General features: G+C 69.3%; 20 protein-coding genes. 9 read left to right on the top strand and 11 right to left on the bottom strand.

Translation table 11 applies throughout. The features are described from left to right. The first annotated feature begins 319 nt into the window (after positions 1–319). Complete coding sequence (locus ACFWCH_RS12445) at positions 320–1,228, top strand: hypothetical protein (RefSeq protein WP_378803621.1); 909 nt, start codon at positions 320–322, stop codon at positions 1,226–1,228. 311 nt (positions 1,229–1,539) lie between these two features. On the opposite strand, the gene ACFWCH_RS12440 is transcribed toward ACFWCH_RS12445, so the two are convergent. Next, a complete protein-coding gene (locus ACFWCH_RS12440; protein WP_378803620.1) occupies positions 1,540–3,060 on the bottom strand; it encodes a DUF4041 domain-containing protein in 1,521 nt (506 codons plus the stop codon). 130 nt (positions 3,061–3,190) lie between these two features. On the opposite strand from ACFWCH_RS12440, the gene ACFWCH_RS12435 reads away from it, so the two are divergent. The 4 genes from ACFWCH_RS12435 (at position 3,191) to nhaA (ending at position 7,270) form a co-directional block, all read left to right on the top strand. After that, the gene (locus tag ACFWCH_RS12435) at positions 3,191–4,933 is read left to right on the top strand and encodes an ATP-dependent endonuclease (RefSeq protein ID WP_378803619.1); all 1,743 of its coding nucleotides are present in this window, start codon (positions 3,191–3,193) and stop codon (positions 4,931–4,933) included. Positions 4,934–5,285: 352 nt separating this feature from the next. Next, positions 5,286–5,684, top strand: a complete 399-nt coding sequence (locus ACFWCH_RS12430; protein WP_378803618.1) for a VOC family protein — start codon at positions 5,286–5,288, stop codon at positions 5,682–5,684. Between the two features lie 68 nt (positions 5,685–5,752). Continuing rightward, positions 5,753–5,926 (top strand): hypothetical protein, encoded by a 174-nt coding sequence (locus ACFWCH_RS12425; RefSeq protein WP_168387297.1) that lies wholly within the window; start codon positions 5,753–5,755, stop codon positions 5,924–5,926. Positions 5,927–5,986: 60 nt separating this feature from the next. Next, the gene (gene nhaA, locus ACFWCH_RS12420) at positions 5,987–7,270 is read left to right on the top strand and encodes a Na+/H+ antiporter NhaA (protein ID WP_378803617.1); all 1,284 of its coding nucleotides are present in this window, start codon (positions 5,987–5,989) and stop codon (positions 7,268–7,270) included. Positions 7,271–7,300: 30 nt separating this feature from the next. Here nhaA and ACFWCH_RS12415 read toward each other — a convergent pair whose 3' ends face one another. Continuing rightward, positions 7,301–8,560, bottom strand: coding sequence for a hypothetical protein (locus tag ACFWCH_RS12415; protein ID WP_136032549.1), 1,260 nt, complete (start codon positions 8,558–8,560; stop codon positions 7,301–7,303). A gap of 109 nt (positions 8,561–8,669) precedes the next feature. Between ACFWCH_RS12415 and ACFWCH_RS12410 the strand changes: the two genes are divergently transcribed. Continuing rightward, entirely contained in the window at positions 8,670–9,008 is a 339-nt protein-coding gene (locus tag ACFWCH_RS12410) for a nuclear transport factor 2 family protein (RefSeq protein ID WP_136032551.1), read from the top strand. Between the two features lie 33 nt (positions 9,009–9,041). Here the strand turns inward: ACFWCH_RS12410 and ACFWCH_RS12405 are convergent, their stop codons facing one another. Continuing rightward, the gene (locus ACFWCH_RS12405; RefSeq protein ID WP_378803859.1) at positions 9,042–10,982 is read right to left on the bottom strand and encodes a heavy metal translocating P-type ATPase; all 1,941 of its coding nucleotides are present in this window, start codon (positions 10,980–10,982) and stop codon (positions 9,042–9,044) included. A 39-nt stretch (positions 10,983–11,021) separates the two neighbouring features. Between ACFWCH_RS12405 and ACFWCH_RS12400 the strand changes: the two genes are divergently transcribed. After that, complete coding sequence (locus ACFWCH_RS12400) at positions 11,022–11,423, top strand: hypothetical protein (RefSeq protein ID WP_378803616.1); 402 nt, start codon at positions 11,022–11,024, stop codon at positions 11,421–11,423. Here ACFWCH_RS12400 and ACFWCH_RS12395 read toward each other — a convergent pair. From ACFWCH_RS12395 to ACFWCH_RS12385, 3 genes are all read right to left on the bottom strand, one after another. Then, positions 11,351–11,611, bottom strand: coding sequence for a YHS domain-containing protein (locus ACFWCH_RS12395; RefSeq protein WP_136032554.1), 261 nt, complete (start codon positions 11,609–11,611; stop codon positions 11,351–11,353). The two genes, ACFWCH_RS12400 and ACFWCH_RS12395, sit on opposite strands and share 73 nt — an antisense overlap. 76 nt (positions 11,612–11,687) lie before the next feature. Next, a complete protein-coding gene (locus ACFWCH_RS12390; RefSeq protein WP_378803615.1) occupies positions 11,688–13,955 on the bottom strand; it encodes a heavy metal translocating P-type ATPase in 2,268 nt (755 codons plus the stop codon). Continuing rightward, the gene (locus ACFWCH_RS12385; protein WP_136032558.1) at positions 13,952–14,161 is read right to left on the bottom strand and encodes a heavy-metal-associated domain-containing protein; all 210 of its coding nucleotides are present in this window, start codon (positions 14,159–14,161) and stop codon (positions 13,952–13,954) included. The genes ACFWCH_RS12390 and ACFWCH_RS12385 overlap by 4 nt, the downstream gene beginning before the upstream one ends. Positions 14,162–14,329: 168 nt before the next feature. Between ACFWCH_RS12385 and ACFWCH_RS12380 the strand changes: the two genes are divergently transcribed. Next, on the top strand, positions 14,330–15,262 hold the full coding sequence (locus tag ACFWCH_RS12380) for an HAD family hydrolase (RefSeq protein ID WP_378803614.1): 933 nt from the start codon (positions 14,330–14,332) through the stop codon (positions 15,260–15,262). Positions 15,263–15,308: 46 nt separating this feature from the next. Here the strand turns inward: ACFWCH_RS12380 and ACFWCH_RS12375 are convergent, their stop codons facing one another. The 5 genes from ACFWCH_RS12375 to ACFWCH_RS12355 form a co-directional block, all read right to left on the bottom strand. Beyond that, positions 15,309–16,193: a formylglycine-generating enzyme family protein gene (locus ACFWCH_RS12375; RefSeq protein WP_378803858.1), complete on the bottom strand. Its 885-nt coding sequence runs from the start codon at positions 16,191–16,193 to the stop codon at positions 15,309–15,311. Between the two features lie 67 nt (positions 16,194–16,260). Then, positions 16,261–18,594: a sulfatase-like hydrolase/transferase gene (locus ACFWCH_RS12370; RefSeq protein ID WP_378803613.1), complete on the bottom strand. Its 2,334-nt coding sequence runs from the start codon at positions 18,592–18,594 to the stop codon at positions 16,261–16,263. 14 nt (positions 18,595–18,608) lie between these two features. After that, on the bottom strand, positions 18,609–19,910 hold the full coding sequence (locus ACFWCH_RS12365) for a hypothetical protein (protein WP_378803612.1): 1,302 nt from the start codon (positions 19,908–19,910) through the stop codon (positions 18,609–18,611). 36 nt (positions 19,911–19,946) lie between these two features. Then, the gene (locus ACFWCH_RS12360; RefSeq protein ID WP_136032569.1) at positions 19,947–20,291 is read right to left on the bottom strand and encodes an SHOCT domain-containing protein; all 345 of its coding nucleotides are present in this window, start codon (positions 20,289–20,291) and stop codon (positions 19,947–19,949) included. 1 nt (position 20,292) lies between these two features. Further along, a complete protein-coding gene (locus tag ACFWCH_RS12355; RefSeq protein ID WP_136032571.1) occupies positions 20,293–20,727 on the bottom strand; it encodes a DUF6325 family protein in 435 nt (144 codons plus the stop codon). 192 nt (positions 20,728–20,919) lie between these two features. Here ACFWCH_RS12355 and ACFWCH_RS12350 point away from each other — a divergent pair, with 192 nt between their 5' ends. Then, entirely contained in the window at positions 20,920–21,306 is a 387-nt protein-coding gene (locus ACFWCH_RS12350) for an SHOCT domain-containing protein (RefSeq protein WP_136032573.1), read from the top strand. The last annotated feature ends 26 nt before the right edge of the window (positions 21,307–21,332 follow it).

Below are 21,332 nucleotides of genomic sequence, written 5' to 3'. Positions count from 1 at the left end.
AACCGTCCTCGAGCGAGTCGCCATCAACGAACGCGTCATGACCGCCGCCGGACTCGCATTCGGCATGGACCTCGCCATCAGGATCGCGGCAATCAATGAACCTCCCACCGCGGTCAGGGAGCCGCCGAGACGATCACACTATGGCGCTCTGAAACCTGAGCATCGACGGAGGGACCGGCCCCCAGATGGGGCGCTCGAACTGCTCAGACGGGCCCGGATGCCAACCGAGCTGCGCCGTCTGTTCACTCACTCGCTCGACGTAGCGCACGAGATACAAGACAAGCCGACCGCGACGGCCCCGCGCCGATAAGGTCGAGCCATGCAACACCAGCCTCGGCCCGAGAGAGGTCTCATCCGTGTTCCGGTTACGGACGCCGACGAGCTCAACGCCTCACGGGTTCTCACCGAGAGGCTGCGACAAGTTGATGAGCTCCTTGAGCGCTACGCGACCATCGCTCAACTTCGAGCGAAGCCCACCTCGGAGCTCGGCGACGACGACCGCCGCACGAGCTGGCTCCACCTGAGCCACTACGTCGCGTCCTGCATGTCGATGGCCACCGACAACCTGGCGGCCACCAAGCAGCTGCTTCTTCCAGATGAAGAACAGCTCGAGCACCGCGTGACCGCGCACTTCCCTCTACTGCGGGCCGCGCTCGAGTCCGCCTCCACGGCGCTATGGCTGCTCCGACCAGACGTCCAACGCGACCGCATCGTCCGACTCCTCCAGCTCCGCACAACTGACATCGGCTACGACCTGACCCTCATCAAGGCCGCGGCGAAGCTCGCTGACCTCAGCACACCCCAGGGAAGATCCGCCTCACAAGCCGCCATCCGTGGAGTCGTTGCTCGCCGGAAGCGCCATATGCAGCAGATGACCAAGATCGCTGAAGCTGAAGGCATCAGTGTCGACGATTACACCGGCGGCGCGCCTGGGCACGGTGTCATCGTCGAGCAAGCGACCGACTACCCAGACCTGAACGGCGGGTATGCGTCCACTGTCTGGCGGCTGATCTCGGGCCTCACGCACCCCTCCCCGCTTCGAATGATGAGCACGAGCAAGCACGGAGACACCGTCGACAACGAAGACGGCACTCTCTACGTCGTCGCATCTATGAACCTCGCGCACACGACGAACGCGCTCCTCGCCGCGATGATGACGTATCGGCAGGCCACCGAGACCCTCGCTGCGCGGGTCGCTCGCGTTCACCACCGACCGGGTGCCGCCTGACTCACGCATCTGCCAGCACGAACTAGCCGTGGTCACACTCGCTGAGGTGAGACGAAGTAGAGGATTACGGCTCGGCCCGTGGAGGATCGCACCGGCTTCACCGCTCGAAGTCCCCCGGAATCACGCGGCAAGACACCTTCCGCGTACAACCCACTAGAAGTTCACGAAAAGCCGTCTGATCCAGACGGCTTTTCGTGTACTCGCAGACAGCATGCTATTCCCGCGCCATGGGCCCTACGCCCGCTCGCTGCAACTCCCACCTCAGCGAGCGGCGTTACACAGGGATTGCGCGCAGGGCCCAGGTAGTCCGGCTACACCGCGCCCTGCATCGCGCGGGTAGCCATGTACTCCTCAGCGGCCGGCTCCAGCTTGAAGTCGAGGAGCTCGACGGAGTGCGCCTTCAGTACTTCTCGGACCTCGGTCGGAGTCGTTCGGAAGTACTCGCGCCGCATATTCACGCGGTTGATGCGGCGATCGGCGAAGTGCTGGTGAAGCATCGCTTCGATGCTGACGGCGTCATCCGCGAAGAACAGGGCGTGAACATCGAACCGGAACGGCACGGACGCGTCGCCGAGCTCGTTCACGCGGTCCATCGGTTCGAGACGTCGGGTAAGCCCGATTTTCACGACGTCGGGTCCAAACGATCCGACGTTGCTGATGACGTACACATATCCCGCACGGATGTTCGCCGCGCGGTAGTCGACGTTCTCGATTGCATGCTCGACATCAGCGAGCCGCGCCCGCATGCGCTCTGCACCTTCGAGGTCACCATTGGCTTCGAGGGCCGCGATGGTGTTCGCGTAGTGTCCCCGCTCCTTCTCCAGGCGCGCCTTCTCGGCCGCCAGCTCCTTCTCCGCCTTGCGCTGCTCGCGGAGTTCCTCGCGGTGTGCACGGTCAGCTTCCTTCTCCGCCTGGACAGCGCGGAGATGACGGTTGGCGAGCTCGAGCTCACGCAGCCGGAGCTGATGGAAGTACGACGTGATGCTCAGGTCGATCATCGTGCCGAGACGAGCGATCTGCTCCTGTGCCGTGGTGAGACGCTTCTGCGCCGTGGCCAGGTTCCCGGCGCGGACAGCCTTGACGCAGTTCTCGGCTTCGGCGTTGTACGAGCGGAGCATGAGCTTCGACATGTCTCGAACGAACTTCGCACCTTTGGCCGTGCTGTTGTTGAAGGTGAAGTTGCTCGTCGCCTGTGTCGCGCGACCGGTGCGGACGGCCGTCTTGATGTCTGCACGCAGCGCCTCGAGCTGCGTGGCCAGAGCGACGGAGTCTTCGGCGGGGTGCTCGTAGTCGTAGAGGCCAAGTTCCTGGACCTCGACGGCGCCGCGCAGGTCGAGGAGAGACGCTTCGGTCGACGCGATCTCCGCTTGACGAGAAGCCAGCTCCGCCGCGGCGGCTGCTACTTGCCCGCGCGCGCCATCGACTTCCTGATTCAGGTGGCGCTTCAGGTCATCGAGGGCGGCCACGTCCTGGAGCCCGTACTGGTCGATGAGCCCTTGGAGCCGCGCGACCTCCGAGCGCAGCTTCTCCGCGTGTTTGCGCGCGCCGACCAGCGGGATGTTCTCCAGCACCAACGCGTTCTGAGTTCCGGAACTCACCGACAGCGGCGCGACTGCTGCCGTATTCGCCGAGGGCTCACGATCCGTGCGCGGGTCGACGGCGACTTGAGCAGCGAACGCGCGAGCCTCGGCGCGACTGCGAGCCATCGGAGCGACAAGCTGCACGCCGCCGGCGAAAACGTGCTCCGTCCACGTCGCACCGTCCCAGTAACGCTGCTCGAACTGCCCGGAGGGATCGGGATGCCAACCGGCCTGCACCGTGTCGCTAGTCATTGGCTCAACGTAGCGCACCAGCGAGCGCGGTCAGATCCCGCAATCTCGACGTAGCGAGGAGGCACCTCTGGTTCGCCGCTTTACTCGCATGTGTGATCATGAACCAAGTCGAGCGAGGAAAGAGGCACGGATGCGGCTCGAAGAAGTGTCGGTATCCAACTACCGATCCATTGGCAAGAAAACTACGTTTCGCCTGCATGAGCTGACCACCCTCATTGGCCCCAACAACGAGGGCAAGACGAACCTTCTTCGCGCTCTGGCACTTGGCATGCGGATGATCCGAACCTGGAGTGAGCTGCCGGAGGAAACGACGAAGACCGGTGAACTGTCTGGTCCCAGGGTCGCGCTCGTCTATCAAGCCCACCCATCGCGTCGCCGCGGCGACCCCAATGTCGATGTGCCGTTCGAGTGGCAGCAAGATTACCCGTTGAGTAAGCAGTCCACGAAGTCCGCACGCCCGACCGAATTGCGGCTCAAGTTTCAGCTTGATGATCATGAGCGTGACGAGTTCAAGTCGCAGACGGGACTCCAGATCAACGGGGATCTACCAGTTCTCCTGCAACTTTCCCGAACAACGACATCCATCGGCATTCTCAAGCAGGGTCCGAGCGGCTCGAAGTATCAAGCGAACGCGCACCGCATCACGAAGTTCATCGCCGACCGCGTTACGCACGTACTCGTTCCAGCCGTGCGAACTATGGAACAGGCGCGTTCTCTGCTGAATGAGTTGGCCAGCATACGGCTGTCCGCGCTCGCGGAGTCAGACGCCTACAAACTCGCACTACAACAGGTGAATGAGCTGCGAAATGAAGCAGTCAAGGAGGTTCAGAACGATCTTCAGCAGTCGATCTCAACTTATCTACCGAGTATCGAGGCGGTAGAGGTTCAGACCCGCAGCGTGCTGCAGTCCGACGCCATCGGTGAGATTGTGATCGACGACGGCTCAGCGACACCACTCTCTCAGAAGGGAGATGGTGTCAAGAGCTTGTTCGCGCTCGCTCTGATTCAGCACCTAGCGCGCGAACGAATGGACGACGCGAAGGACAGCTTCATCCTGCTCGTCGACGAGCCCGAAGCACATCTGCACTCACGGGCGGTTCATGACCTACAAATGCTGTTCACGAAGCTGTCGCAGCGACAGCAAGTGGTATTGGCGACACACAATCCCGTTTTCGTGAACCGCGAAGTAGTTGGCGCCAACGTTCTCGTTCAACAGAACAGTGCGTCGCCTGCCAGGTCGGTGAGCAACATCCGAGAGACACTAGGCGTGCAACTCGCTGACAATCTCGACTCAGCAGAGACGGTGGTACTCACCGAAGGCGTTACGGACGCCGATATCATCGGCGCGGTAATGAAGCACATGCATGCGGGGGCTGCGGAAGACCTCTCTACCGGGCGCATCGTCCTGAAACCGACGAGGGGAACCGGAAAGCTCCGCGCTTATCTGCAACGCGAGAAGTCGACAGGTTGCCGCATCATCGTGGTGCTCGACAACGACGATGCGGGCGAGCTCGAAGCGAAGAATCTGAACACCGGCGGTTTCCTAGACCCGAAGAGCATCTTCATCCTGCGCGAGCCTACCCACAAGCCATCGGAGATAGAGGACCTCATCCAGCCGTCCGTCTATCTAGACGCCCTGCAACAAGAATTCGGGCGGCAGTTCAAGGAAGCTCACTTTGCCGACCCTCACAAGAAGTGGAGTCAGAGCTTTACCCTCGCCGCCAGCGCCCTGGGGGTAGTTGGCCCAGATGCCGAAAACTTGACGAAGGCCAAGATGGTGGTCAGCGCCGCGGTACAGGCAGCTACTGCGAACCCGGTCAAGACGAGTGCGATTCCAGGTTTCGAAGCTCTCCGTTTCGCACTGTGGGGATGAGCTAAGCCGAGTGCGTGTCCGCCCGGTACTCGGCTAGAGCCATCAACGGCACTCGGCCCGACGCTTGAGTCGCGGGACCGCTTCGTATCGTGCACTCTGCAGCGCACCCCGCTGCGACATGATCAGCGCACCGGAGTAGAGGATTACCGAACAGACAGCAGAGGATTGACACCTCGGAGGGCCGTGAAGTTCCCCGGAATCACGCGGCAAAACACCTTCCGCGTACAACCCACATCAGCAGAAGGCCGCTCTTCGGAGCGGCCTTCGTCGTTGGTCGGCGAGAGCTCGCCGGCCTGCGTCGCGCGGACGTCGGCGATTGCCGTGCCGGCGGTTCGAGAGCACGATGTCTGACATGGGACTAGCGGACTACCCGGTGAGGGCTTCCATCGGCGTCACCGATATCGGACGAGCGGCCGCCTTCTATGAAGGGGTGCTGGGCCTCGCCGCCGGGCGGAGCGGACCGAGCGCCGGCATCGCGGAGGGCGCTCGGTTCTACGCCTGCGGCGACGGGACCATGCTCAACGTGTTCGAGACGCCGACCGCGGGGTCGACGCGCTCGACAGTCGCCACGTGGTACGTCGACGACCTCGATGCGGTCGTGGCGGAGCTGACGGCTGCGGGAGCCGAGTTCGTCCGCTACGACGGTTTCGGCCAGAACGCGGACGGCATCGGCCCTCGGGCGGGCGGTGGGCGGATCGCCTGGGTCGAGGACCCGGACGGGAACACGCTGGCCATCGAATCCGACAGCTGAGGCCTTCCGGCGACACCTCCGGCGAGACGTCTCGGGGCAGTACGGATGACAGACGGTAGCCTGGACGGGTGCCCTCCCTCGTCTCCGCCGGTTCGACGCGCGCCCCGCAGCGCCTGTCGTCGGCGACGCCGATGACGGAGTGGATGCGCGTCGTGCTGCACCCGGGGACGAACGGGTGGACGAGCGTGTGGGGCACCCTCTCGCACGGTGAGATCGCGGGCTGCCCGCCGCCACGCGGCTAGCCGCGCCGGATGGCGCGGCCTCCTCGCATCGACCGCCCATCTCTCCCGTGAGGTACCCCTGTGTCTTCGTCGTCCCCTGCCCGTTTCCGTCTCGCGCCCCATGAGCTGTGGCGCGGTATCCGCTCCACCGCCCGCAGCGAGGTGCTCGGTGGTGCGCTGCTGCTCGCGGCGACCGTCGCGGCCCTGATCCTCGCCAACTCCCCCGCCGCGCCCTGGTACGAGGCCGTGCGCGACGTGCGCTTCGGCATCCCCGAGCTTCACCTGGAGCTGAGCGTCGGCGCGTGGGCCGCCGACGGGCTGCTCGCCGTGTTCTTCTTCGTCGTCGGGCTGGAGCTCAAGGAGGAGTTCGTCGCCGGGCGACTCCGTGACCCGCGCCGCGCCGCGCTTCCCATCGCGGCAGCCGTCGGCGGGGTGGTCGTGCCCGCGCTGCTGTTCCTCGCGGTCAACGCCGCGGCCGGCCCCGAGGTGCTGCGCGGCTGGGCGATCCCCACCGCGACCGACATCGCGTTCGCGGTGGCCGTGCTCGCCGTCGTCGGCCGGTTCCTCCCTCCGGCGCTGCGCGTGTTCCTGCTGACCCTCGCCATCATCGACGACCTCATCGCCATCACGATCATCGCGACGTTCTACACCGAGACGATCCAGGCGCCGTGGCTCATCCTCGCGCTGCTGCCGCTCGCCGGGTTCGCGCTCGCGGTGCAGAACGGCGTGCGCTCCTGGTGGCTGCTGCTCCCCCTCGCGGTGGCCGTGTGGGTGTGCGTGCACGCCTCGGGGGTGCACGCCACGGTCGCCGGTGTGCTGCTCGGGTTCCTCGTGCCCGTGCGAGCCACCGCACGCACGCGCGTGCAGACCGGTACCGATGCGGACGGCGCCCCGGTGTACGACGGGCTGGCGGCGCACTTCGCCGACCGCTGGGGTGTCGTGGCCACGCTGTTCGCCGTGCCGGTGTTCGCGTTCTTCGCCGCGGGAGTCGACGTCGGTGGAATGGACGGCCTCGTCTCCGCGCTGACCGACCCGATCACGGTCGGCATCGTCGTGGGACTCGTCGTCGGCAAGCCGGTGGGCATCCTGCTGACGACCTTCCTCCTCAGCCGCGTTCGGGCGCTGCGTCTCGACGAGACGCTGCGCTGGCCCGACCTGGCCGGCATGTCGCTGCTCGCCGGGATCGGCTTCACCGTGTCTCTCCTGGTCGGCGAGCTGGCTTACGGCAGCAGCAGCGTCGCCGACGATCACGTGAAGATCGGGGTGCTGGTCGGGTCCCTCGTCGCGGCAGTGCTCGGCGGTGTGGTCCTGGCGCTGCGCGGTCGGCGGGCCCGGAGCGCTGCGCGGGACCGGGCGGAGGCATGACGGCCTCGCGGCGAGCGGAGGTATGACGGCCTAGCGGCGCGCGGAGGCGCGTCCGGGGCGTTTCGGCTGCTTCCGCTGACGCTCCTCCGCGCGCCGGAGCACCCGCGCCTCGGACGCGGCGCGGGCCTTCGGGCCCGACAGGATCCGCACCAGGACGTAGGCGACGGCGAGCGAGATCAGCGCTTGCAGCATGCGCGGGATCACGTCCGGATACGACGCGTTGAACGAGATGCCGTAGGAGTACACGAGGCCGATTCCCGCGAGCGCCCACGGGTTGTCCCGGCGGGTGAGGAAGCCCATGACGAGCGTCAGCACCACGGCGAACACGACGATCCCTATCCAGCCCTCGAAGATGTAGACGTTGCCGAGCATGGTGGCCGACTGCGAGCTGGTCGGCGCACCGCCGAGCGCGATGCTCATCTGCGAGCCCGTGTCCAGTGGTGGGCGATCCGGGTCGAGGAACCCAGGAATCAGACCGATGCGGAACAGCGTCGGGATGTCGAGGACCTCAAGACCTGCCGGCCTGGGGACGAATCGGGCGATGAGAGCCATCTGCGTGTCCAGCTGAAGGCGCTCCAGCGGCGCATCCGCACTCACCGCGCCCGGGCCCGAGACGGATGCTCGACGCAGGGAGTCGCGGAAGTCGTAGATCGGCGGCCAGAGGATCGGGATGGCTGCGAGCACGATCACGAGCGTCCGCAGGCGGATCAGCTTGGCGAACAGGGCCAGGATCACCACGGTGAGGATCAGCGCTGCGGACTGCCCGAGGATGGCGCGCATGAGCCCCTCCCACAGGAACACCACCGCGGCGATCGCACACACCCAGAGCGCGGTCGCGCGCGTCACCTGCCCCTGCCGGAAGAGCCAGAGGACGAGAGACACTCCGAACAGCACCCAGAGCGTGAAGGGCGCTGCGATCGAGACGATCGGCGATTCGGAGGCGACACCGATCTGCACCGCATACGAGCCGCGTCCCCCGAGCGTGGAGATCACGGTGGCGGCCACGCCCACGGCGAATACGGTGAACGCCGCGCGAGCGGTGATCGGCTTCGCGGTGGCTTCCGGCATCTTCAGCGGTTGCACCATCAGCTCGATGAACAGGGCGACGGCGATCGTGACGGCACAGATCGCGAGGATCAGCCCGAACGGCTGTGTCCCCTTCAGGGCAGCAGGAATGACCACCATCGCCGCCAGCTGGATACCCAGCAGGATCGTGACGGGGAAGCGCTCGACCCGCATACGGCTCGGGTCGCCGACGATGGGCTTCAGCGTGGGGGGCTGCAGAGGCACAAGGGCAACCATACGGGGTTGCGGAACGTCCGAGAGGGCGACGGGCTCGCCGTCCGAGCCGTGAGCCAGGGCGTTCCGCGGGAAGCGACGCCGGAGTAGGGTGCGGGGCATGACGCTGATCGAGGACCTGCGCACGAGCGAGGAACGACTCTCCCGGGGCGACCTCGCGTACTACCGGGACATCTGCCGCGACGACGCCCTGTTCGTGATGCCGGGCATGGTCGCGACACGGGAGGAGGCGATCGCCGGACTCGAGCACGCCGACCCGTGGGACTCGTTCGACCTGAGCGCGGTGCAGGTGCGCGAGCTTGGCACCGACGCCGCCGCCATCGCGTATCGCTTCGAGGGACGCCGCGGCGCACAGACCTACACGGCGGACATGGTGTCGACGTACGTGCGCGAGGGCGGACGGTGGCTGCTCGCCGTGCACCAGCAGACCCCGGCCTGAGCGCACGGGCGTCGGGCCGGGGTCTGCGGGCGGTCAGCGGTCGAGGATCTCGCGGGTCGTGACCTCGGGGCGCAGGTCGAGTCGGCGCAGCAGCTGCGCGTTGAGGGCGACCACGATCGTCGACAGCGACATGAGCACCGCGCCGACCGACATCGGCAGCACGAAGCCGATCGGGGCGAGCACCCCGGCGGCCAGCGGCACCGACAGCAGGTTGTAGCCGGCGGCCCACCACAGGTTCTGCTTCATCTTGCGATACGACGCCCGCGACAGCTCGATCACCGACAGCACCGACCGCGGATCGTCGCCCGCCAGGATCACCCCGGCCGATGCGATCGCGACGTCGGTGCCCGCGCCGATCGCGAGCCCCACGTCGGCCTGCGCCAGGGCGGGGGCATCGTTCACGCCGTCGCCCACCATCGCCACCCGGCGACCCTCGCGCTGCAACTCCTGCACCTTCGCGGCCTTGTCCTCGGGTCGCACCCCGGCGAACACCCGGTCGATGCCGAGGTCGGACGCGACGGTCTGCGCCACCGCCTCCGCGTCGCCCGTGATCATCACGACCTGCACCCCGCGGGCGTGCAGCGCGTCGACCGCCTCCCGCGACTCCGGCCGCACCTCGTCGGCGAGCGCCAGCGCACCGATCACACGGCCGTCGCGCAGCACGTGCAGGATGATCGCGCCGTGCGCGCGCCACCCCTCGGCCGCCGGCAGCTCCTCCGCGCCTTCCTCGGTCAGCAGGTGCGGGCCGCCGACGCGCACCGTGGCACCGTCGACCGTCGCTGTGACGCCCACCGCGGGCGACGACGAGAAGTCGCGGCTCGCCGGCACCGTCAGCCCACGGTCGCGCGCGGCCCGCACGATCGCCTTCGCCAGCGGGTGCTCGCTGTCCGCCTCGGCCGCAGCAGCCAGGGCGAGCACCGCATCGGCGTCGTCCCCGCCGACCGTCGACACCTCCGACACCACCGGCTCGCCCTTCGTGAGCGTGCCCGTCTTGTCGAAAAGGACCGTGTCGACCGTGCGCATGCTCTCCAGGGCCAGGCGGTCCTTCACCAGCACGCCGCCGCGGGCCGCGCGCTCGGTGGCGATCGACACCACCAGCGGGATCGCGAGCCCCAGCGCGTGCGGGCAGGCGATCACGAGCACCGTGATGGTGCGGACGACCGCGTCGTCGGGCAGACCGACCAGCGTCCACACGACCGCGGTGATCGCCGCCGCTCCGAGCGCGAACCAGAACAGCCAGCCCGCGGCCGTGTCGGCGAGGCGCTGCGCCCGCGAGGACGAGTTCTGCGCTTCCGTCACGAGCCGCTGGATCCCCGCGAGGGTCGTGTCGTCTCCGGTCGCGGTGATCTCGACGCGCAGCCCCGAGTCGGTCGCCACGGTGCCCGCCGTGACCGGGTCGCCCGCACCGCGCGACACCGTCCGCGACTCCCCCGTCACCATCGACTCGTCCATCGAGGCACGACCGTCGACGATGCGACCATCGGCGGGGATGCTGCCGCCCGGCCGCACCACCACCACGTCGCCCACCCGCAGGTCGGCCGGAGACACCCGCACCACCTGGTCGCCCTCCACGCGCTCGGCCTCGTCCGGCAGCAGGGCCGCCAGCGAGTCGAGCGCGGACGTCGTCTGCGCGAGCGACCGCATCTCGATCCAATGCCCGAGCAGCATGATCACGATCAGCAGCGCGAGCTCCCACCAGAAGTCGAGCTCGTGGTGCAGCAGCCCCAGGCTCGCACCCCACGACGCCACGAAGGCCACCGTGATCGCGAGCGCGATCAGCAGCATCATCCCGGGCTTGCGCGCCCGCAGCTCGCTGACGGCGCCCACCAGGAACGGCCGCCCGCCCCACACGTACATGACGGTGCCGAGCACGGGAGACACCCACGCCAGACCCGGGACATCCGGCAGCGAGTAGCCGAGGATCATCGCGAACATGCCGGACAGCGCAACCGTCGGAACCGCCAGCACGAGCATGATCCAGAACAGCCGCCGGAACTGCCCGACGTGGTCCCCGTGACCGCCGTGACCGCCGTGGCCCGCGTGCGCGTCGTGACCGGCGTGGGCCTCGTGACCCACGTGCGCATCCTGACCGCCGTGGGCCTCGTGACCCGCATGGGCCTCGTGCGCGTCGTGACCCGCGTGCGCGTCATGACCGCCGTGGTCCGCGTGACCGGCGTGGGCCTCGTGAGCCGCGTGCGCGTCGTGACGTGCGTGCTCATCGTGCGCGTCGTGACGGGCGTCCGCGGGGGCGGGGTCGTGGTGCGGGGTGCTCATGGTGTTCCCTCCAACGTCGATGATGCCGTGCGGGGCCGCCGTCGGGCAGCCCCGCACGGTGCGGCCGCTCAGGCGGCCGCGATGTACTTCGCGGGGTCGGCGTCGAACGCCGGACCGCAGCCCGCGCAGCAGAAGTGGTAGCGGGTGCCCTCGTAGTCGCGGAACAGCCCTGCGGCCTCGGCCTGCGCGATGACCACGGGACTGCCGGCCATCACCGGGCACGTGGTCATGCCCTCGGCGTTCGACGCCAGCAGGTCGGGGCGCCCCTCGGCGGCGACACCGCCGGCGGCCGGGACGCTGCAGCAGGATCCTGCGGGGGAATCGGACATGTCGGTACTCCTCTTTCTCGGGGTCACTGTTTGTCTCGGTGTCACTGTTGTCTCGGGGTGACTGTTTTTCTCGGGGTCACTGGGCGTCCACCGCCGTGCTGCGCAACGACCGCAGGCGGAGGCTGTTGCCGACCACGAAGACGCTGGAGAACGCCATCGCCGCGCCGGCGAGCATGGGGTTGAGCAGGCCGAGCGCCGCGAGCGGGATGGCCGCGACGTTGTAGGCGAACGCCCAGAACAGGTTGCCCTTGATGGTGCCGAGCGTGCGGCGGGAGAGACGGATCGCGTCGGCCGCGCTGCGCAGGTCGCCGCGCACGAGGGTGATGTCGCTCGCCTCGATCGCCGCATCGGTCCCTGTTCCCATCGCGAGCCCCAGGTCGGCCTGTGCGAGGGCCGCGGCGTCGTTCACGCCGTCGCCCACCATCGCGACCACCCGGCCCTCGTCCTGCAGCCGGCGCACCACCGCGACCTTGTCGGCCGGAAGCACCTCGGCGATCACCTCGTCGATGCCGACCTCAGCGGCGATCTGCTCCGCGACCGCGCGGTTGTCGCCCGTGAGCAGGACGGGGGTGAGCCCGAGCCCGACGAGCTGGGCCACGGCCTGTGCGCTCGTCGCCTTGACCGTATCGGCCACCACGAGCACGCCACGCGCCGCGCCGTCCCAGCCGACAGCGATCGCGGTCTTGCCCTGGCGCTCCGCCTCCGCCTTCGCCTCGGCGAGCGCGGACGGCAGATGCTGCGACCAGTCCGCGAGCAGGGACGCTCGACCCACTATCACGGCGTGACCGTCGACCACGCCCTGCACGCCGCGGCCCTCGATGTTCGTGAAGTCCTCCGGCGCGGGCAGCGCGCCCAGCTCCCTCGTCGCCGCGGTGGCGACGGCCTGGGCGATCGGGTGCTCCGAGGCGTCCTCCAGCGCTCCCGCGAGGCGCAGCAGCTCGGCGCGCTCCACGCCCTCCGCGGTGTGCACGGCCGTGAGAGTCATGCGCCCCGTGGTGACGGTGCCGGTCTTGTCGAGTACGACCGTGTCGACCCGGCGCGTGGACTCCAGGATCTCGGGGCCCTTGATCAGGATGCCGAGCTGAGCGCCGCGACCCGTGCCGACGAGCAGCGCGGTGGGCGTGGCGAGTCCGAGCGCGCACGGGCAGGCGATGATGAGCACGGCGACGGCCGCGGTGAAGGCCGCGGCGGCCGGGAACCCCAGGCCGAGCCACACGCCCAGCGTGCCGAGCGCCACCACGATCACGATCGGCACGAAGATGCCGGATACCCGGTCGGCGAGGCGCTGCACCTCGGCCTTCCCCGTCTGCGCCTGCTCCACGAGCCGGGCCATCTGCGCCAGCTGCGTGTCGGAGCCGACGCGGGTCGCCCGCACCACGAGACGTCCGCCCGCGTTCACGGTCGCCCCGGTCACGGCGTCGCCCTCGCGCACCTCCACCGGGACGGACTCGCCCGTGAGCAGGGAGGCGTCGATGGCGGAGGTTCCCGAGACGACGACGCCGTCCGTGGCGATCTTCTCCCCCGGACGGACGACGAACTCGTCGCCCACCGCCAGCTCGGTCGTGGGGATCCGGGTCTCCACACCGCCGCGCAGCACCGCGACCTCCTTTGCGCCGAGCTCGAGCAGCGCGCGCAGCGCCGCCCCCGCCTGCCGCTTGGAGCGCTTCTCGAAGTAGCGTCCGGCGAGGATGAACGTCGTCACCCCGGCGCCCACCTCCAGGTAGATGTTGCCCGCCCCGTCGCTCGGTGCCACGGTCAGCTCGAACAGGTGCGTCATGCCCGGCATCCCGGCCGTGCCGAAGAAGAGGGCGTAGAGCGACCAGAGCAGCGCCGCGAGCGTGCCCATCGAGATGAGCGTGTCCATGGTCGCCGTCCCATGGCGCAGGTTGGTCCACGCGGCGCGGTGGAACGGCCACGCCGCCCACACGATCACCGGTCCGGCGAGCGCGAGCGACAGCCACTGCCAGTACGTGAACTGGAGCGCCGGGATCATCGCCATCGCGATCACCGGGACGGTGAGCACGATCGACACGATCAGCCGCTGGCGCAGTGCGGCCAGCCCGTCGTCGGCCCGTTCCGGCGTCGCGTCCTCGGTGGTCGGGGCCGGAGGCGCGGGGACAGCGGCGGTGTAGCCCGTCTTCTCGACCTCGGCGATGAGCACCGCCGCGTCGAGGCCGGCCGGCGCGGTGACCGTGGCCTTCTCGGTCGCGTAGTTGACGCTCGCGGTCACGCCGTCGATGCGGTTGAGCTTCTTCTCGATCCGCATCGCGCACGACGCGCAGGTCATGCCCCCGATCTCCAGCTCGACGCTGGTCTCGTCGGGCACGGATCGCGTATCGGTCATGACCGCACCGCCTCGTAGCCCGCCTCGTCGACGGCGGCCAGCACCGCGGCGTCATCGACCGGGGCGGAGCTGTGGACCACCAGGCGTCCGGTCTGCGCGCTGACGTCGACGCCGTCGACCCCGGGGATGCGGGAGACCTCGCCGCGGACGGCCATCTCGCAGTGCCCGCACGTCATCCCGGTCACCTGGTACTCGCTCGTGTTCATCGTCGTTCCTCTCCGCTGTCAGGATACCCCCCTGGGGTACTCCCTGGCGACAACCCTATACCCATCACGGGTATTCCCGACACCGCCGAACGCCCCGCTCGGACCACGCTCGCCCCGGCGGGGTGAGCGTCCGCCCCCGGCGCCCGGCCCGCCTGGCACCCTGAACAGATGGACGACACGACGCTCCCCTCCTGGAGGGACACCCCTACCCGACGCGCCATCGAGGCGTTCGTGACGGGCGTGGCGACCGGACCGGATGCGGTGCCCGCGGAGGAGCGCGTCGCCGTGTTCGACAACGACGGAACGCTGTGGACCGAGAAGCCGATGCCCACGCAGCTCCACTACGTGGTGGAGCGTTGGCGGGAGGTGGCCCTGGCGGATCCCTCCCTGGCCGACACGCAGCCCTACCGCGCGGCCGTCACGGGCGACCTGGCGTGGCTCGGCGCGGCCGTCGAGAAGCACTACGCCGGGGACGACTCCGACCTCGGCACCATCATCGCCGCCCTCGTCGGCCTCACCGACGGACTCGACGTCGAGCAGTACGCCGCCGCCGTGTCGGCGTTCTTCCGCACCGCGCGCCACCCCGTGCTCCACCGCCCCTACACCGAGCTGGTGTACCAGCCGATGGTCGAGCTGCTGCGCTACCTCGAACGGCACGGCTTCACGTGCTACATCGTCTCGGGCGGCGAGCGCGACTTCCTGCGCCCCCTGACGCAGTCCATCTACGGCATCCCGCCCGAACGCGTCGTGGGTTCGGCGCTGGGGCTCACGTACGACGAGGCGACCGGATCGGTGCGCTACTCCCCCGCGCTCGCGTTCTTCGACGACGGACCCGAGAAGCCGGTGCGCATCTGGAGCCGCATCGGCCGGCGCCCTCTCCTCGCCGCGGGCAACTCCAACGGCGACATGCCGATGCTCGACCACGCACGGCGCGGCCCCCGCCGGGGTCTCGCGCTGCTGATCCACCACGACGACCACGACCGCGACGACGCCCCGTACGACGCGGGCGCCGACAAGGCCCTCGCCGCCGCACGCGAGCGCGGGTATACGGTCGTGAGCGTGCGCGACGACTGGGCGAGCGTGTTCCCCGCGCCCTCCTGACCGCTCAGCCCCCGGCGCTCAGCCCCCGGCGCTCAGCCCCCGGCGCTCAGAGGGCGCAGCGGAAGCCGATGTGGGTCATGGCGGTGTCCTCCGCCTGTGCCGACCGCGCGGCCGGGCGATACCGCAGGCAGTACTCGGGGGCGCACAGGTGCGAGCCGCCCTTGAGCACGCGCCGCGGGATGGGCGAACCCGGCTCGGCCGACAGCAGGCTCGCCCGGCGACCGGGATCCACCGCGACCGTGCCGGGCGGCACGTGCCGGTGGGTCCAGTAGTCCGCCGTCCACTCCCACACGTTGCCGATCATGTCGAACAGGCCGTAGCCGTTGGCGGCGAAGCTGCGCACGGGCGCCGTGCCCACCCAGCCGTCCGCCCCGTCGTTGCGGTAGGGGAAGGCACCCTGCCAGGTGTCGGCCATCAGCACGCCGTCCGGCTTCGTCTCGTCGCCCCAGGCGAAGCGCGCGCCGACCAGTCCGCCGCGCGCCGCCCACTCCCACTCGGCCTCGGTGGGCAGCCGCTTGCCCGCCCACGCGGCGAACGCGGCCGCATCCGGATAGGCGATGTGCACCACCGGGTGGTCGAGACGGTCGTCGATGGACGAGTCCGGCCCGAACGGACGCCGCCAGAACGCACCAGGCTCCCACCGCCACCACTGCCGCCAGTCGCGCAGGTCGACCGGGCCCGACGTCGGTGTGAACACCATGGCGCCGGGAACGAGGTCGTCGGGGTGCACGCCGGGATAGTCGGCCGGGTCCATCGGCCTCTCGGCGACCGTCACATAGCCGGTCTCGTCGACGAACTCCGCATAGTCGCGGTTGGTGACGGGGTGCTCGTCGAGACGGAACGACGCCACCTCGCGCTCGTGAACCGGGCCCTCCTCGGGGTAGAACTCGTCGGAACCCATGCGCAGCGTGCCACCGGGAACCTCGATCATCGCCACCATGCCTTCATCGTAGGGGCCGTCCGCGGGGCCGGGCCGTGCCGGGCGACTCCGGCGGCCGCTACTCGCGGGAGAGCATCGCGGCCGCCTCCAGCTCCAGGTCGAGGTACTGCTCGGCGCTCACGTCGATCCCCACGCCCAGCAGCTTGCCGCCCGTGAACGGGAACGCGCTGCCGTACTGGCGGCTCACCGGGTCGGCGCTGTCCCAGCCGACGCAGAGGCCGTCCCCGCACAGGGTGAACTTGCCCACCTGCGCCCGCATCGGCCCGGACGCCACCGCCCGGTCGTCGACGTACAGCGTCGCGGTGCCCACGGACTCCCCGTGCTCACCCGCCCCCTCCCGCACGAACTCCACGCCGAGCGTGTGCGGGCCCGGCGTGAGCGGCTCCGACGTGAAGGTCTGCTCGGGCGGGATGCCCAGGAAGTTGTACACGTAGGTGAGCCGGCCGTCCTTCACGAACAGCGAGTGCCCGCCGAACCGGGAGCCGTGCGCGAACAGCACGCCCTGCGCCCCGTCCTCGAGCACCGCGTCGGCGATGATCTTGAACGACCGGCCGCGCACGTTCACCGCGACGCTCTCGGGCACCGCGGCCGTGCCCGGGTAGTACACGTACCGCTCGCGGGGCCGTTCGGCCTGCGGGCGCTGCACGGTCAGCAGTTCCCTGGCGGACCGGTCGTCCAGCGGCAGCGCGAAGTTCGCATCGGCCTCCGCGAACCACGCGTCGATGAGCTCGCGGAGCTTCTCCGGATGCGTGGCGGCGAGGTCGTGCGCCTCCGCGCGATCCTCGGCCACGTGGAACAGCTCCCACGCGTCGTCCTCGAAGTGCCCCGTGCCCGTGAGCGGTGCGTGCACGGCGGCGGCCTTCCACCCGTCCTTCCAGATGCCGCGCGTGCCGAGCATCGCGTAGTACTGGACGTGCTTCTCGCTCGGGCCGTCGGGAGCCGCGTCGAAGCTGTACCTCATCGAGACGCCGTCGAGCGGACGCTGCGTCACCCCGCGGTAGGTCTCCGGCATCTCGACGCCGATCACGTCGAGCACGGTCGCCACGATGTCGACCGAGTGGTGGTACTGGTGGCGCAGCTCTCCCTTCGCCGCGATGCCCTGGGGCCAGTGGATCACCATCGGGTCGCACGTGCCGCCCGAGTACTGGGAGTAGCGCTTGAACATCGGGAAGGGCGTCGAGAACGCCGCTGCCCACCCGGTCGGATAGTGGTTGTAGGTGTCCGCGGAGCCGAGGTGGTCGATCATCGCCAGGTTCTCGGCGAGGTCGTCGGGGAAGCCGTTGAAGAACTTGTTCTCGTTGACCGAGCCGTCGGGCGAGCCCTCCCCCGATGCGCCGTTGTCGGCACAGTAGAACACGAGGGTGTTGTCGAGCTGTCCGGTCTCCTCCAGATAGTCGATGATGCGGCCGACCTGCGCATCGGTGTACTCGCTGAACCCGGCGAACACCTCGGCCATGCGGGAGAACAGGCGCCGTTCGTCGTCGTTCAGCTCCGACCACGGCCGCACGTGATCGGCCGGGTTCGCGACGTCGTCCGGCATCGGGTTGAACGGGGTGAGCGCGGTGCCCTCGGGCAGCACGCCCCTGTCGATCATGCGCGCGAGCACCCACTCCCGGTACGCGTCGTAGCCGTCGTCGAACATCCCCCTGTACTTGTCGATGTACTCCTGCGGCGCGTGATGCGGGGCGTGGTTCGCACCGGGACAGAACCAGAGGTACCAGGGCTTCGACGGGTTCGACGCCTGCTGGTTGCGGATCATCGTGAGCGCCTGGTCGGCGAGGTCCTTCGACAGGTGGTACCCCTCCTCCGGCGTCGCGGGGGCGTCGATGAAATGGTTGTCCTCGACGAGATCCGGGTACCAGTTGTTCGTCTCGCCGCCGAGGAAGCCGTAGAACCGGTCGAAGCCGAGCTGCAGCGGCCACATCGAGCGGTTGCCACCCGGGGCGATGTCCTCCTCCGGCACGTTGTGGTTCTTGCCGACCCAGAACGTGGAGTAGCCGTTGTCCTGCAGCACCTGCCCGATCGTCGCGCACTCGGCGGGCAGCCGTCCCGCGAAGCCCGGGAACCCCGTGGTGCCCTCCATGATCACCCCGGCGCGGTTGACGTGGTGGTTGCGGCCGGTGAGCATGGTCGACCGCGTCGGCGAGCACAGCGCCGTGGTGTGCCACTGCGTGTAGGTGAGTCCGTTCTGCGCGAGCCGGTCCATGGTCGGCATGCTGATGCGTCCGCCGTACGGCGACCAGGACGCGAGGCCCGTGTCGTCGTACAGCACCACCAGCACGTTCGGCGCGCCGTCCGGAGCGGTCCGCAGCTCGTACGGCGACCAGTCCGGCGTCGAGTCCCGCACATCGAGCCGGATCTCTCCGGTGAAGTCCGCGTTGAAGTCCGACATGTCCACTCCTTCTCTCATGGGTGTTCCTCCGGTGCCATCGGCGCGATGGGCGGGCGACGCAGCAGCTCCACCAGCACGACGAGCACCAGTACGCCCGCCGCGACGCCCACCACGGCACCGAACGACACCGGCCGCAGGACGATCAGCAGGAGGAGCGCGACGACGAGCCCCGCGACCAGGATCGGCCCGCGGTACCGGTCGACCGCCACACCGAACCGCCCCGTGGAGACACCGTGACGCTCCGCGACGCCCCGGAGCGCGGCGACACCGCTCTCCACGGCCGTCCGCGTGCGCACCGCGGCGCGGGACGACCCGGCGACCCAGGCCCACAGCGCGACCAGCACCGCCGACAGGGCGAGCGCCGCGACCGTCGAGGACAGCAGCGCCGTCACCTCATCGAACAGCGACGCCGCCGCCGCAGCGGTCATGATCGACGGGCTCACCGCGCCCAGGAAGAACGAGCGGCCGATGCCCAGGCCGGCAGCCAGCAACAGGAAGGCCGCGGCGAGCGCGACACTCGTCCACAGCAGCGCCCGTGGTCGGTCGCGGGCCAGCAGCACCCCCAGCACCACGAGCCCCGCCAACACCCACGGCAACCAGAAACCCGCCGCGACCGCGACCTGGTACAGCGCCCGGACGAGCACGAGGGCATCGGCCTGGGCGATCGGGATGGAGCGGTCGATCACCGGGATCAGGTCTGCCACGCCGACACCGCGCTCCGCCAGTGCATCTTTCACGCGCTCGATCACCACACCGAGGTCGAGCGACAGCACCCCGTCGTCGGCCAGCTGCAGCGCGGTCCCCGGCTCGTCCTGCAGCACGGCGACCGCACGCTCGTGCGCGACCCGCAGCGACTGCGCCCAGATGTCGGCGAACTGCGCGGACGACACGACGTCGTGCACCACGCCGTCGATCAGGGACGACAGCCCCGACGCCGCCGGAGCCTGGAGGAGCGTGAGCGCGGACTCGGCGCGGGGCGGCAGGTCGAGCGAGCGCAGCCCGTCGAACAGCTCGCCGACGACGGCGTCGAGGTCGACCTGCTCGTCGATCGCGGCGCTCACCTGGTCGGCGACGAAGTCCTGCACGTCGGGGTCGTCTGCGAGCGGCCCGAACGTGGCGACGAAGCGGTCCGCGTCCACGAGCTGGAGGCGGGCCCAGGTTCCGAGCACGGCGACGGGCGCGAGCAGCACCGCCACCGCGAGCACGACCCCGGCGAGGATGCTGCGCGCGGCGGGCCGACGGCGCGGCGTGCGCAGGGCCTCGTTCTCGCGCTCGAGCAGCTCGACCCGCGCCCGCAGCTCGTCGAGCTCGCCCATCGGTCCTCCTCGATCGTCGTCGTGGTGCACCGGCGGCTAGGTGCCGAGCAGCCGCTGCTTCGCCGCCGCGAACTCCTCCGCCGACAGCACGCCGGCCTGCTGCATCGCCGCGAGCTGCTGCAACTTCGCGATCAGGTCGTCGCCGGCGGGAGCCGTCGGTGGCGCGGGTGGCGTGGCGGGGGCCGTGGCGTCGCGCACGGTCGCCTCGACCTGCGCCTGCTGCTGCGCGGCCTCGTACTGCTGCTGCTCGTACTCCTCCTGCGCCCGGCGGGCCTGGTGCCGCTGCGCCGCCCCGGTGACGGCCGTCGCCGTGCCGGCGACCACGGCCGTGCGCGCGGCGAGGCCCAGCAGTCCCGGCCGTCCGAATCTCCGCAGAGGCATGTCAGTCCCCCTCCTGGTCGAGGATGTCGATGAGCGCATTCACCACGGGTGCGGGGACGCGCTCCGTGCGCAGCACCCGTCCACCCGCGGCCGCGAGGTCGTGCGCGAGCACGCGGGCGAACGCGAGTTCCAGGACCACGACCGCCGCCGAACGACCCGGATCGAGCTCGCCGGCCAACAGCTCCACGTCTTCCTCCCCCGCGAGACCGGAGACGATGGGGGCGAACCCGGCGAGCCCGAGCTGCTCGGCGTCGTCCTCCAGCTCCAGGATCTCGATGTCCCCGTCGGTCGTCTTGCCGACGAGCACGATGTCCAGGATCCGGACGACGCCGCTCTCGGCGACGTCGGCGAGAGCACGGAAGGTGCCGGGGTCGGGTCGATCGCCCTCGAACCCCACCAGATAGAGCTCGACCGGGCCGAACCGGAAATCATTCATGGCACCGCCTTCCTCGCGCGGATCAACGGCGTCATGCTCGCACCATCGTCGCGTGGCCCTCACGAGGGGATCACCCGGGCGGGGTGAGCTGCGACGACGGCGACTCGCCCGGATCGGGTGACCACCGCCACGGCCGGCACCGTGGTCGCTGCCACGATCACCTCACCTGCTCATCGACGAAAGGGGTCCGACGTGTCGTTCTGGGAAAGCTTCTGGGACATCATCTGGTGGTTCTTCTGGGTGTTCGTATTCGTCTCCTACCTCATGGTGCTGTTCAACATCGTCGCCGACCTGTTCCGCGACCACGCGCTGAACGGCTGGTGGAAGGCCGTGTGGATCATCTTCCTGATCTTCGTGCCCTTCCTCACCGCGCTCATCTACCTGATCGCGCGCGGGCGGGGAATGGCCGAACGTGCGGCCGCCTCCTACCGACAGCAGCAGGACGCCGCCGATACGTACATCCGCAGCGTCGCAGGGACCAGCGCGACCGACGAGATCGAGAAGGCCTCGAAACTGCTCGCGGCCGGCACCATCACCGACGCCGAGTTTGCCGCGATCAAGGCGCGCGCCCTCGCCTGACCCGGGTGGACGGGGGCCGTCGAACG

Origin of the sequence: Microbacterium sp. NPDC060132 (genome assembly GCF_042729675.1) — a bacterium.
GTDB classification, from domain to species: domain Bacteria; phylum Actinomycetota; class Actinomycetes; order Actinomycetales; family Microbacteriaceae; genus Microbacterium; species Microbacterium sufflavum.
Note: the sequence above shows the minus strand (reverse complement) of the source record. Positions and strands in the feature narration are given on the sequence as shown.

Excerpts from the sequence above, each read along its gene's own strand:
- ACFWCH_RS12445 (WP_378803621.1), top strand. The coding sequence starts at position 320 with ATGCAACACCAGCCTCGGCCCGAGAGAGGTCTCATCCGTGTTCCGGTT.
- ACFWCH_RS12440 (WP_378803620.1), bottom strand. The coding sequence starts at position 3,060 with ATGACTAGCGACACGGTGCAGGCCGGTTGGCATCCCGATCCCTCCGGG.
- ACFWCH_RS12435 (WP_378803619.1), top strand. The coding sequence starts at position 3,191 with ATGCGGCTCGAAGAAGTGTCGGTATCCAACTACCGATCCATTGGCAAG.
- ACFWCH_RS12430 (WP_378803618.1), top strand. The coding sequence starts at position 5,286 with ATGGGACTAGCGGACTACCCGGTGAGGGCTTCCATCGGCGTCACCGAT.
- ACFWCH_RS12410 (WP_136032551.1), top strand. The coding sequence starts at position 8,670 with ATGACGCTGATCGAGGACCTGCGCACGAGCGAGGAACGACTCTCCCGG.
- ACFWCH_RS12405 (WP_378803859.1), bottom strand. The coding sequence starts at position 10,982 with ATGCTCGTGCTGGCGGTTCCGACGGTTGCGCTGTCCGGCATGTTCGCG.
- ACFWCH_RS12395 (WP_136032554.1), bottom strand. The coding sequence starts at position 11,611 with ATGTCCGATTCCCCCGCAGGATCCTGCTGCAGCGTCCCGGCCGCCGGC.
- ACFWCH_RS12390 (WP_378803615.1), bottom strand. The coding sequence starts at position 13,955 with ATGACCGATACGCGATCCGTGCCCGACGAGACCAGCGTCGAGCTGGAG.
- ACFWCH_RS12385 (WP_136032558.1), bottom strand. The coding sequence starts at position 14,161 with ATGAACACGAGCGAGTACCAGGTGACCGGGATGACGTGCGGGCACTGC.
- ACFWCH_RS12380 (WP_378803614.1), top strand. The coding sequence starts at position 14,330 with ATGGACGACACGACGCTCCCCTCCTGGAGGGACACCCCTACCCGACGC.
- ACFWCH_RS12375 (WP_378803858.1), bottom strand. The coding sequence starts at position 16,193 with ATGATCGAGGTTCCCGGTGGCACGCTGCGCATGGGTTCCGACGAGTTC.
- ACFWCH_RS12370 (WP_378803613.1), bottom strand. The coding sequence starts at position 18,594 with ATGTCGGACTTCAACGCGGACTTCACCGGAGAGATCCGGCTCGATGTG.
- ACFWCH_RS12365 (WP_378803612.1), bottom strand. The coding sequence starts at position 19,910 with ATGGGCGAGCTCGACGAGCTGCGGGCGCGGGTCGAGCTGCTCGAGCGC.
- ACFWCH_RS12360 (WP_136032569.1), bottom strand. The coding sequence starts at position 20,291 with ATGCCTCTGCGGAGATTCGGACGGCCGGGACTGCTGGGCCTCGCCGCG.
- ACFWCH_RS12355 (WP_136032571.1), bottom strand. The coding sequence starts at position 20,727 with ATGAATGATTTCCGGTTCGGCCCGGTCGAGCTCTATCTGGTGGGGTTC.